Raw genomic sequence first — 12,771 nt, 5'->3', positions numbered from 1 at the left:
TCCATCGCTACATGGGTAACACCTTCCTTTTTGCACCACTCTCTTAACTCTGTCAAAGAACTTGTAAATGAATCAAACTCTTTTGTTTGATACTCTTCTTCGCTTTTGCGAATTGTCGCTACGATATTATCCTTATGGACCTCTATACCGCAACCGGTCGTTACAACCTGTTTGAATTTTATTTCTTGCATTACGTTTCATGTTTTGCACGAAGTTAAATATTCATCCTCGGTTGGTGTGCTTCATTCTAGCTCATGACCATTTCATGTTTATTTTACAATAACCAAGCGCTTATTTATTTGCTGCTCATCACTTGAGATGCATATAGTATAAACACCCTGAGCCAAACCACTTGCATCAATATTAATTTTACCGCTTTGTATAGCTTGCGATAGTATTTGCTGACCTGTCATATCAAGTATCTGCATCTGTCTTTTTGCAGCATCACTTTCCTTAATTGTAAAATAACTATTGCAAGGATTGGGGTAAATGGACACCTTCTGACCAATGTCATTTAGATTTCTAACATAATTGGGGGTTTGTGAATAGGAATAATCTTTAATATAACAATTATAGTTTTGGGGGACATTCACTCTGATCCATCCATAAATAGTATCAGTTAAATCCCTGTACTTTATTCCAATAAATTGATCGTTTTGATTTACCCAGTCATTAACATCTCCGTACGGACACCCCATTATATTTTTGGAAAGTGTCAAGTAAAGGAGGTCGTTCTCCCATTTAACTGTTGTGGAATTTAAAGTATCACCATTAGCAAATATTTTAGCCACTTTGCTTTTATACCAAATGGAATCCATAGGACACAAAACAGAATCATTATGGGAAAATGCGCTAAATGAATTTATATTCAATGGTTTTATGAAAACAGAAGTGCTCGATTGCCCGAGACTTATGCCACAATATGCCTGCAATTCAAAATCATTTATGTTATCGGCATTAATATCAAAAAAATAACTTTCCTTAGAATAGTGGGTGGCGCATGAATAATTAATTAATGTATCAGGAATATCATAATATGTAGCCAGCATCTGCCCTGCTTTATAAACCTGGGCATTTAAATGTAGGCACACATTTAAAAAAATTACGGCTATTACATTTTTTATCATTTGGGAAAGTCATAAAAAGAATTGTTTGATAAGCTTCCAAAACGAATCTATCTCACAATAACCAATGGTTTATTTATTTTTTGCTCATCGTTTGAAATAGAAGCATTATAAACTCCATGTGCCAAACTACTTGCATTAATAATGGTTTTACCACTTTGTATAGCTTCTGTTAGCACTAGTTGACCTGTAACATCAAATATCCTCAATAATTGCTCTTTTTGAGAATTGGTTTCTATTATAAAGTTTCCGTTATTAGGGTTTGGATAAGCTTTTAACTCTAAATTGTTGCCCGTCATCATTTCAACACCGGTGGTACTGGCTAACTTAACTATCCAGTAATCATAATCACCATGGTTGCCAGTTACATCCCCATCATTTGACTGGGATGATCCTGCAACAATACAACCCTCATCATTTGTCGGCTCAAGAACTACTGGATAACCTAATACCCCTTCGTTATTTGTTCCTCCATAACATTGCTTCCATACGATAGTACCTATAGAATCCAATTTAAGAATCCAATAATCAGAACCTCCATGATTGCCCGTTATATCTCCACCGTTAGCGCCTGCAAAACCTGATATGAAAAATCCTCCTCCTTTATTTAATGTTACAGAATAAGCAATCGCCCCTCCACCACCTCCATAACATTGCTTCCATTGTACTGTTCCCGCAGATGATAGTTTTATTAACCAACAAACGGAAGAACCCACCGCACCAAAATTACATGAAACATCTCCGTCAATCGAAGTAGTGACTCCTGCCACAACGTATTCACCATTGATCGTTTGTTGAACTGACCATGCTTCCGATGTACCATTTGTTCCACCCAAGGATTTTTGCCATTGTATGGCGCCGGAGCTATCCAATTTTACCACCCAATAGTTATGAGAAAAAGTGCTACCCTGATGACCAGTAACATCTCCATCATTTGATGTCGCCCTGCCTGCCACTATAAATCCTTTATCTGTAGTCGGTTGTATTGAAAATGCATCATCAGTATTTGTTCCTCCCAGGCATTTTTGCCATTGGATACCACCTATGGAATTTATTTTTACAACCCAATAATCATTTTTGCCGCCAATATGATTACCCGAAACATCCCCATCATTTGAATTTGTATTCCCGGCAAAAACATAACCTCCATCTATGGTTTGCTGTATGGCATAAGCCGATTCGCTTTTAGTACCTCCGTAACTTTTTTGCCATTGTATATTTCCCAAAGAGTCTAATTTTACTATCCAACAATCGAATTGAAGGCTATCTGTGCGGCCAGTAACATCACCATTAACAGATTCAGTTGCACCTGCTACAATATATCCTCCGTCTGTAGTTTGCTGTATTGCCTGTGCCCCTTCAGGACGGCTCCCTCCCAAACATTTTTGCCATTGCACATTTCCGCTGGCATCTGTTTTAATAATCCAGTAATCAACTGAGCCATGAAATCCGATCACATCACCGTCTGAAGAAGTGGTCGCTCCTGCCACAATATAACCACCATCTTTAGTCTGTTTAACTGAATTCGCAATATCACTTCCTGTACCACCAAATGACTTTTGCCATTGTATAGAAGGTGGCTGACCAACACTAACAATTGTAATAATAAAAAACAAAAGACCTAATGCCGTTTTAATTAAATAATTTTTCTTTTTATTACTCATGTTTGTTAGAAAATATCAGGATATACAAATTACAAAAATGCACGCATAAAAGCTATTATTTTTTTCTCCCTTTATACCTACAGATCAACGATAACCCTTGAGAATAACTAAAGTCAATACTGTCAGCAGAAATAAATTCTCCACCATAATGTCCAGAACCAGGAAACGCCTGTAAATATCTGCCATTTAATTTTACTTGTAACGATTTGCCATGAAGATGGACAATAATAATGGAATCCTGCCCTGCTTTACTTATCGTAATGTTGGTTGTATCTGTTTTGAAATCAGGTCTTTTTGTTTGATAGTTTGATTGGTTACATACACTATTACAAAAATAAGTGCCGGTGTAATTATCTCTATAATCAGATAATACATACTCTTTACTTTTGAAGGAGGTGCAGATAACTATAAAAGCTATGCCCAAGATTATTATCTTTCTCATCATGTTATTTTACGTTAATATTCGCATATGCTTCGATAAGGTTTTTATATTTAATTGGAACAAGGCTCTATGATTATAGAAAATTGTCCTGATCCATCAGAATTAATAAGAGTACCCTGATCAAGTAAAACAGAATCCGTTGCTCTTAAGGTGTATTGATTACTGGTATTAAATGTTGGCGTGCACGAAACACCTCCTGCAGTAATTGTTTTATAAACTCCGCGAGTACTGTAATCCGTTGCCGGAGTACATATTGTTTTATCTGTCAGACATCCTGCTGTGTTGAGCGTATAATAACGTACATAATCAACTACTAAACTGTCTGAAGTAAAGGCTGGTCGAGGACTAACCCATGGATTAACATAAAAGTCAAGATCTACCATAAGTGCATGAGAAGGAACGGGAGGATCAAGACTTGGATTTGGGGGTCTCACCAAAGAATCGTCAAAATAAAAATATACTCCTCCAGGATTCCATTGTAAGGCATATTTGTGATATGCCTGATTCAATTGCGGCAGCCCTGTAATTGAAACACCCCTGGTAAGATCGGTACCACAATTAGGGGTATATTGTATATGAAAATTAGTGCCCATAGAATGTTGATCAAATGACTCAGTCTCACCATTTTCGCAAATGTCTACTTCTTCATACCATCCATTCCCGGCGCAATAGCTATTCCAATACCAAAATGCCGGCCAATACAATTTATTTCCTGTAGGGAACTTAGCGTTAATTTCTATATACCCATATTTGTAGGTACTTTGTGAAATTATTTCACCACTCTGATAGTGGTAAGGGGTGTATGCTCCACCAGTATAAGGAGCATTCCACAGTAAAGTATCCGCCTTTATTTTCAGCCTGCCTCCTGCAACAGTTACATTCCTATAATACATCATTTCCAAACCATGGCCAGGTATACTGTCACCGACCTTAGTCCATTTAGAGGCATTCAGTGATGTCCCGGTAAAATCATCTGAAACAGAAGATTGTAAGGTCCATGCAGGGTCGTTTACAGGTATTTGCCCATAGCAAAACAGAAACGATGCAAATAATATAAAAGATATTAGAAATAATTTATTCATTGTTCATTTTTTAGGTTCAGTATTTTATTCTGTTAATATCATTCTTTTCGTATCAATTTCTTTCCCATCAATTATTAATGAGTAAACAAACATACCAGCGCTTAGTTCATTTCCGCTTATTGTTACTGAACCGTTACCAAAATTTGTTACAGTTATTGTCTTAATCAGTTTGCCCTGTAAGTCAAACACCATAATAGTTGCGTTTTGTGTTTTAGTTGGAATAAAATATTGAATATTTGTTTGCCGACTGAAAGGGTTTGGAATATTTTGAAAAAGCATTGGGCTACTGCCATCCGAAAAAGTATTCGAATCAACATTATTTAAGTCTGATCCGATAATTTTGTTTGGAGATCCTAAAGAGTTATTACTGCTGCTGCTTGTTTTCAAACCCTGAGGTTTATTACAACAATTTGTAATTTGTATTTGGAGATCATTAATTCTTGAGCTTTGCGCTGCGATTGTAGAATCTTGTGCTTGTATCATCTTTTGTTGTTCCTGCATTGCTTTTACCAAATAAACTTGAAGATTACTTAAATTCAGATCAAAGTATTCCGTACCTTTTATATTGCAAGTGCCCACCATCTCCGGAAAAATTACTTTTACTTCTTGAGCAACAAATCCTTTTTGCAATATATTAAGACTAGTGCTATCCTTATAAATATCCAGATATGTACTATTAAAATTAAATTGAACTGGGCGTAGCTTCATTATTTTTGCAAGACTGCTATCAACTGCTGCCACGTTTGTCTTCAAGCGAGCATCGCTATAATTAGTAAATTGTGTATACCCATTTGCAGCAGGCTGACCGTTTACCTGTAGTTTATATGTTGGGTTTGTAATTCCAATCCCATAATTTCCATTAATATCAAATCTTGCAGTTTCATTCCCATTTGTTCCGAAGCGTAATGTTGCATTTGAATTTGATGAAGAAGAAAATAGCGAAATACCATATGTACCATCACAGGTTAATATTCCAGCATCTGCGGCATATAGTCCTCCGCTAACCACATTCGTTCCTTCAATAAACATAGATAATGATTTTGAAGAATTTTTTGCTATAAATCCGGCATATGCTGATCCGCTTGCGGTTGTATTCGGATTACTTGCTGTTATTTCCAACGCTCCATTAACATTTCTATAAACATTCAGATCAGAGACTGGACTTGAAGTGCCGATGCCGACCTTCCCATTATAGGTAAGGCGCATCCGCTCAAGAAAACTAGAACCATCCCATGTGTTCCAGTAAAAATCCGATAAACCATAATTAGAAGTTGACATTTCAATCATTCCAAATTGTCCATGCTCACCGGAATTGAACGTATATGTTTGAAATATTTTATTATTTACGGCAAGTGCCGATGTATTTATCATATGAAAACCAGTCCCTGTTGTGCCTCCTGCACTTCCAATATCAAGTCTGAATGATGGACTTAATCCAATACCTACATTTCCGCTGGAGTTAATTCGCATTCTCTCCGTTGAGTTGGTGGTGAAATTTATGGTGTTAGCACCCGGAGCAGTAGTGCTCCCTATCCCAATGCTACACGATGGATCAACTTTATTTGGGCGAAATAGGTAACCACAAGTAGAGACGAGGATAAGAAGATGGTAATTTTTTTCATAATAAAAAGTTTAATGTTATTGAGAAATAGATTAATCTTTTTGTATTCAACAGCGAAGGACGATTAAATAATTTTAAATTACAAAAATCGCGATGCTCCCCACCTGTTAATAACTGCCATGTATTAATACGTAAAAATAACTAAGTAAAATTCGCAATATAGCTTGAACATATTGATAATATTGACCTTCAGGCCATGTAAATAACGATCTTGCCTGTTGATAACTTTTCGAGAAATAATACATAATTTACATAAAACACATCACTTTATGAAAAATAAACATCAATATATGATTTTATAAACGTCAATAACACCCAGTAGTTTTATCAAGAAATGAAAACTATTGGAGATAACATAAGGTATTATCGAAATCAAAAGGGATGGAGCCAGGAGGATATGGCAGATAAACTTGATGTTTCATTGCCTACCTATTCCCGCATCGAAAGGAATATTAACAATATGCCATTTAAAAGAATAATCCAAATTGCAAAAGTGTTTGGCATTTCACCTTCTGAATTAGTTGCGATAGGGAAAAATAAAAATGATCTGTTGACCGAAAATCAAAAGCTAATGAAAGTAATTGCGGAAAAAGAAAAGGAGATTATCGCCCTTCAGAAACGAATAATTGAACTTATTGATTACAAAAAGAGTTCTTCAAAAGGGCGAATCAAATAGGGAAAGGCTTGAGGAAGAACCCTACAACCATTCACGTTAGTGTACCGATGATATGCAGCCTTTATTAAAAACACTTAATAAGATTGCAAAAGTGTTGAAAAGTTGATATGTGAGAACTTATTCAGGTTAAACCAGATTAGCAATTGTATTGGCAATACAATTAAAAAAGTTAGAGCCAAAACAAAAATCCCTCCCAAAAACGGAGGGGTTTTTGTTTTATGCCACTTGTGCCGTCGGCACCGACCGGTTTGCTTTGCACGCAGCCGGGTATAAACAGAGCCACTGTTGCGGTCAACTTTACTTACGACACCACAAACGTAACCGGGTCGGAAAACTCGCCCTGCACATTGCCATCGATTACTGCTACACGAAACCAGTAGCGCGTAACGGGCCTTAGCCCTACGATTTCAAAACTGGCCAGGCTGCCTTCGCCTGCGTCTTTCCAGCTGGCGTTCGAAAACGGGTCGTCCGACATTTGCCATTTGTACACAACACCCCTGCCTTCAGCTTTTCGCCTAAGCTTCACGCTGCCGGGTACGCTGCCCTGCGTTACCGATAGCATGGAAATGTTTATGCTTCCTGTTTGTTTCACACTCATGCCCGCGCTAAGTATTGTAGCCTCCGCGGTAGCGGGAATCTCGTTGGCTATAATTTCAACATAATAGCCTTCGGCCATCAAAAGCTGATCGAGGACAGCTTCTTTGTTACGCATATCGGCTGTGTCCTGTGGCCCTCCATTCAGGGCTTTTACATAAGCCGCGTCTACGTCATTTGCTGCTGTTGTAATACTTGCAAGAGCAGGGTTGGGTGTTGTAAAATTCGGATTACCGGTCATTTGCAACACTACACTGCGCGCGAAATCAATTTTGTTCGGCACGGAGCGTTCTTTCAGTTTCAAAACTACCTTTTTCATGGTTTTTGGTTTTGTGCCCTCCTGTTTACAGGAGAGCGGGTTAAACATTATTGTTTATACTCAGGTAGTTTTATCTCATTAGTTAATTGTTTGGTTGATTTTATTATGGTTATGCCATACTCCTGTGGGAGTTGTGTATACCCGGTTCCGGTTGTGCCGCATTCCTGTAGGGTTTGTGTATATCCGGTTCCGGTTGTGCCACATTCCTGTGGGAGTTGTGTATACCCGGTTCCGGTTGTGCCGCATTCCTGGAGGGTTTGTGTATACCCGGATCCGGTTGTGCCATATTCCTGTGGGAGTTGTGTATACCCGGCTCCGGTTGTACCACATTCCTGTGGGAGTTGTGTATATCCGGTTCCGGTTGTGCCATATTCCTGGAGGAGTTGTGTATACCCGGTTCCGGTTGTACCACATTCCTGAGGGGGTTGTAACAAATGATCTATTCTCCGGGAGCATTGCAAACTGTTTTCGTTATTTTTATTATAGTCTATAACGCATCTTCATGCATTACTATTACTGTGTTTAACATGTTTTAACAGAAATATATTTTTCCGGTAAAATACAATAGTACAAAGGTGGTAAGCGTTTGGTGGCTGACTTTAATATTCGAAAAACTATGAAACCCTGAGATGATGTTAGGAATTTCATAAAATAAACCGGGAATTTAGCAAACCAAAGTAGCTTTTGGTTGATAGCCAACAAAGGCCTTCGGATCTCTCCGAAAGCCTTTGAAGGGTTTGGTTTGCTGTTTTTTTTAACTTCCGCACGCTTCGCAGGCGTCCGGGTTATCGAGCGAGCAGCTCATTTCAGCTTTGCGTTGCTCGATCAATATATCTTCGTTGCCCAGAATTTGCTTTTCGGCAGCAGCAACCCTGTTTGCTTCGTCTTTAAGTACACTCGCGTCAATAGTGAACTTAATCGCATCAACAGCGGCCTTGGTTCGCAGGTAATACATGCCGGTCTTTAAACCCTTTTCCCATGCATAAAAATGCATAGAGGTCAATTTGGCAAAGTTCGGCTCCTGTATGAATAAATTGAGCGACTGACTTTGGCATATATATGCGCCGCGGTCGGCAGCCATATCTATGATCGTCTTCATTTTTATTTCCCAAACTGTTTTGTAAAGGTCTTTTATATTCTGCGGCACCTCATCTATATTCTGAACAGATCCGTTCGCCGCGATGATCTTGCTTTTCAGGCGGTCGTTCCAGATACCAAGTTTTACAAGGTCTTTCAGCAGGTGCTTGTTCACGATAACAAATTCACCGGAAAGAACGCGCCGGGTATAAATATTGGATGTATAGGGCTCAAAACATTCGTTATTACCTAATATCTGCGATGTGGATGCGGTTGGCATTGGTGCAACCAGCAATGAATTGCGTACGCCATGCTTTTTCACTTCCTCGCGTAACACATCCCACTCCCAACGTCCGGTTGGTGTAACACCCCACATATCAAACTGAAATATCCCCTGTGAAGTAGGCGAGCCGGGAAAACTTTCATAAGGACCATATACTTTAGATAAATCTTTTGATGCCGTCATAGCGGCATAATAAATCGTTTCAAATATTTCTTTGTTCAGTTGTATCGCTTCTTCCGAATCAAATGCCATGCGCAATAAAATGAACGCGTCGGCCAGACCCTGAACGCCTAGTCCGATAGGACGATGGCGCATATTGCTGTTGCGGGCCTCAGGGACCGGGTAATAATTGCGGTCAATTATTTTATTCAGGTTGTGCGTGGCAACATAAGTAACTTCAAATAATTTCTGGTGATCGAATTTCCCGTTCTCAACAAAACGCGGTAATGCAATGGAAGCCAGGTTACATACCGCGATCTCATCGGCGGAAGTATATTCTACTATTTCTGTGCAAAGGTTAGACGACTTGATCGTGCCCAGGTTTTTTTGATTTGATTTGGAGTTGCAGGCATCTTTGTACAACATATACGGGTTACCTGTTTCCACCTGCGACTCAAGTACTTTAAACCAAAGCTCCTGAGCCTTTATTGTTTTGCGGGCACGTCCCTCCTGTTCGTAACGGGTATATAATTTTTCAAACTCTTCACTATGGCAATCGGCCAGGCCGGGCGCTTCATTAGGACAGAACAAAGACCAGTCTTCATTGGCCTTCACACGTTTCATAAAAAGGTCAGATATCCACAAAGCGGTGAACAGATCGCGTGCGCGCATTTCATCCTTGCCATTATTTTTTCTCAGATCAAGGAACTCGAAAATATCAGCATGCCATGGCTCAAGGTATATCGCGAAACTTCCCTTACGTTTACCTCCGCCCTGATCAACATAACGGGCGGTGTCGTTAAACACACGTAACATTGGTATAATACCGTTAGATGTTCCGTTCGTGCCGCGTATGTATGAACCTGTTGCACGTATATTGTGAATGCTCAATCCTATACCTCCTGCTGATTGTGAAATCTTGGCGCAGTTTTTAAGTGTGTCATAAATTCCGTCAATACTATCGTCTTTCGTTGTAAGCAGGAAACACGATGACATCTGGGGCTTTGGAGTACCGGCATTAAATAATGTTGGGGTAGCGTGTGTGAACCAGCGCTCACTCATCAGGTTGTAGGTTTCAATAGCCGCGTCAATATCGTCTTTATGAATTCCAATAGATACACGCATCAGCATGTGCTGCGGACGCTCAGCCACACGTCCGTCAATTTTTAAAAGATAGCTTCTTTCAACTGTTTTAAAACCGAAATAATCATACCCGAAATCCCTGTCGTAAATAATAGTGGAGTCAAGTATTTCCGCATTCTTCTGAATGATCTCATGAACATCCTCGGCAATAAGAGGAGCTTTAAAGCCTGTTTTCTTATCAACGTAGTTATATAACTTCTCCATGGTTTTGGAGAATGATTTCTCTGTATTCTTGTGCAGGTTAGACACGGCTATGCGTGATGCAAGCAAAGCATAATCGGGATGTTTCGTAGTCAATGATGCAGCGATCTCAGCGGCAAGGTTATCAAGTTCGCTGGTGGTAACGCCATCATAAAGACCCTCGATCACCTTCATGGCTACCTGCGCAGGATCAACATGTATTGGCTCCAGGCCGTACGATAATTTCTGAACACGCGCTGTTATCTTGTCGAACTTTACCGACTCGCGCTTACCGTCTCTTTTTACTACGAACATAAAATTTGTTTTTGGGAGTTTGTGATTCTAAATTAAGGTGACTTTACAGGAGTTTTACCCGCTGACCGGTCAAGTAATTAACAATGCATAGTTAAAAATCCTCATCGAGTTTGAAGACATTATCACCCTTCCCCACACCCACACTGGCTTTCTTATATTCACCCACGCGCTTTTCAAAGAAGTTTGTTTTTCCCTGCAGTGAAATAAGTTCCATGAAATCGAAAGGATTGGTGGCATTATACACCTTGCTGTAACCAAGTGCCATTAACAGGCGGTCGGCTACAAACTCAATGTACTGGCACATCATTTCGGCGTTCATCCCGATCAGGCGAACGGGAATAGCATCGGTCACAAATTCCTTTTCAATTTCAACGGCATTCATAATAATGGCCTTTACCTGTGTTTCGGGAAGTTTGGAGACCAACTGATCGTATAGAAGACAAGCGAAGTCACAGTGCATACCTTCATCGCGGGAAATGAGTTCATTAGAGAAGCTTAATCCCGGCATTAATCCGCGCTTCTTTAACCAGAAAATAGAGCAAAAGCTGCCGGAAAAGAAAATACCTTCAACAGCGGCGAAAGCAACAAGACGCTCGGCAAACGATCCGTTTGATATCCAGCGCAGGGCCCACTCAGCCTTTTTACCCACACACGGAACAGTCTCCATGGCGTTGAACAATTTATGGCGTTCTGCAGGCTCTTTAATGTATGTATCAATTAACAACGAATAGGTTTCGGAATGGATATTCTCCATCATGATCTGGTAACCATAAAAGCAGCGTGCTTCGGGGTATTGTACCTCATTCATGAAATTAACTGCAAGGTTCTCATTCACTATGCCATCGCTGGCAGCGAAAAATGCCAATACATGTTTAATGAAATGGCGCTCATCGTCATTTAACTTGTTGGTCCAGTCGGCCAGATCCGGCGAGAGGTCAATTTCCTCCGCAGTCCAAAAACTTTGTTCGCATTTTTTGTACATTTCCCATATGTCTTTATGCTTGATAGGAAACAGTACGAATCGTTCTTTGTTTTCCTGTAAAATTGGTTCTACCATAAATTTAAATTTCTTAATAGGTTTTTATATCGTTTTATTTATATCTCACCTCTAAACCAAAGCCGACAATCTCCCTGTAAAACATCTGTTTCACGATTAACTTCCACATAAGGACGACGATTGTAAAATTCGGTAGGCAAATGTTTGGAAAATTTTAAGAGCAGGCAAGTATTTTAAATTAACATTTGCTCAAAGTTTTAAACACGGAGCTGTTAGTGTATCAGGCAATTAGCCCGTACAGCCCGTCCACATTGAAATACAGGCTTTGTTAAAAAAACATTAAAAAATTCTTTGAGAAAATCCGGTTTTTACTTGCACAGAATTTTTTTCTGACAATATGGGATTTGAGCGTATTGCAAAAAGAATACATCCGACAAAAAAACAGCCAGAGGGGCCGGTCACCACCAATAATCTTTTCTTGACGGATGCCCGTATTTTTTAAACCTGGCAAACACTTTTTTGTACCTCAAAGGAGATGATCTCAGGGGTATGTGCTTTAATCCCACCATGTATTTTTCGGCCTTCCATACATTGCCGGGAGCGGAACGCCAATTCACCTTTGTATCATCCAAATGAACGACCCTGTACTCAGTTATTTTCCCGGTATTATCTATATATGGATCGTAATAACTCCAAACGAGGTCGCGCACAGAACGAAATACCGGCTTACGTCCATGCAATCCTTCGTCCCTGGAACGGGCAACAGCTCCCCACCGGCCCTTTTGTTTAAAAATAAAAACAACATGCCCGAGGCCATCCTGACTTTCGAAACTGATCACAAGAGGAGGAAAGTCATTTTGCTCAAGTATGGCTGCAGCTATGAATGTAGCCTCATAACAATGGGCCATACCTGACATAAATGCAGAATAGGCAGATCGTAACGTTTCCTTATTCCTTTCACTTGAACATATTTTTAGTTAGACATTAATTTTTATTCTTTTTTGAGTTGAAAAAGCATCCGGAATTTAAAAATTTCACTTGCGAGCTCTATGGCTCAACTCTTTGTCCTTGATGCTGATGTCAGTTTCATCTGCG

General features: G+C 39.6%; 12 protein-coding genes. 1 reads left to right on the top strand and 11 read right to left on the bottom strand.

From position 1 onward, the window contains the following. From HYU69_17400 to HYU69_17375, 6 genes are all read right to left on the bottom strand, one after another. The coding region (locus tag HYU69_17400) for an IS110 family transposase (GenBank protein MBI2272119.1) at positions 1-191 on the bottom strand (191 nt) is incomplete at its 3' end. Positions 192-269: 78 nt separating this feature from the next. Further along, positions 270-1,091: a T9SS type A sorting domain-containing protein gene (locus tag HYU69_17395; GenBank protein ID MBI2272118.1), complete on the bottom strand. Its 822-nt coding sequence runs from the start codon at positions 1,089-1,091 to the stop codon at positions 270-272. Positions 1,092-1,174: 83 nt separating this feature from the next. After that, positions 1,175-2,788: a T9SS type A sorting domain-containing protein gene (locus tag HYU69_17390; protein MBI2272117.1), complete on the bottom strand. Its 1,614-nt coding sequence runs from the start codon at positions 2,786-2,788 to the stop codon at positions 1,175-1,177. A gap of 55 nt (positions 2,789-2,843) precedes the next feature. Continuing rightward, on the bottom strand, positions 2,844-3,233 hold the full coding sequence (locus tag HYU69_17385; GenBank protein ID MBI2272116.1) for a hypothetical protein: 390 nt from the start codon (positions 3,231-3,233) through the stop codon (positions 2,844-2,846). Positions 3,234-3,280: 47 nt separating this feature from the next. Further along, positions 3,281-4,312, bottom strand: a complete 1,032-nt coding sequence (locus tag HYU69_17380) for a glycoside hydrolase family 16 protein (GenBank protein MBI2272115.1) — start codon at positions 4,310-4,312, stop codon at positions 3,281-3,283. A 24-nt stretch (positions 4,313-4,336) separates the two neighbouring features. Then, positions 4,337-5,782 carry a tail fiber domain-containing protein gene (locus HYU69_17375; protein MBI2272114.1) on the bottom strand — a complete coding sequence of 482 codons (1,446 nt, stop codon included), beginning with the start codon at positions 5,780-5,782 and terminating at the stop codon, positions 4,337-4,339. Between the two features lie 485 nt (positions 5,783-6,267). Here HYU69_17375 and HYU69_17370 point away from each other — a divergent pair, with 485 nt between their 5' ends. Next, on the top strand, positions 6,268-6,609 hold the full coding sequence (locus tag HYU69_17370; protein MBI2272113.1) for a helix-turn-helix transcriptional regulator: 342 nt from the start codon (positions 6,268-6,270) through the stop codon (positions 6,607-6,609). A 301-nt stretch (positions 6,610-6,910) separates the two neighbouring features. On the opposite strand, the gene HYU69_17365 is transcribed toward HYU69_17370, so the two are convergent. The 5 genes from HYU69_17365 to HYU69_17345 form a co-directional block, all read right to left on the bottom strand. Beyond that, positions 6,911-7,522: a fibronectin type III domain-containing protein gene (locus tag HYU69_17365; GenBank protein ID MBI2272112.1), complete on the bottom strand. Its 612-nt coding sequence runs from the start codon at positions 7,520-7,522 to the stop codon at positions 6,911-6,913. A gap of 47 nt (positions 7,523-7,569) precedes the next feature. Further along, complete coding sequence (locus HYU69_17360) at positions 7,570-7,956, bottom strand: hypothetical protein (GenBank protein MBI2272111.1); 387 nt, start codon at positions 7,954-7,956, stop codon at positions 7,570-7,572. 320 nt (positions 7,957-8,276) lie between these two features. Continuing rightward, positions 8,277-10,679, bottom strand: coding sequence for a ribonucleoside-diphosphate reductase subunit alpha (locus tag HYU69_17355; GenBank protein ID MBI2272110.1), 2,403 nt, complete (start codon positions 10,677-10,679; stop codon positions 8,277-8,279). Positions 10,680-10,770: 91 nt separating this feature from the next. Beyond that, positions 10,771-11,736 (bottom strand): ribonucleotide-diphosphate reductase subunit beta, encoded by a 966-nt coding sequence (locus HYU69_17350; protein MBI2272109.1) that lies wholly within the window; start codon positions 11,734-11,736, stop codon positions 10,771-10,773. Between the two features lie 398 nt (positions 11,737-12,134). Beyond that, positions 12,135-12,593, bottom strand: coding sequence for a hypothetical protein (locus HYU69_17345; protein ID MBI2272108.1), 459 nt, complete (start codon positions 12,591-12,593; stop codon positions 12,135-12,137). Positions 12,594-12,771 lie beyond the last annotated feature (178 nt).

Source organism: Bacteroidota bacterium (genome assembly GCA_016183775.1).
Classification (GTDB): Bacteria; Bacteroidota; Bacteroidia; order JABDFU01; family JABDFU01; genus JABDFU01.
Note: the sequence above shows the minus strand (reverse complement) of the source record. Positions and strands in the feature narration are given on the sequence as shown.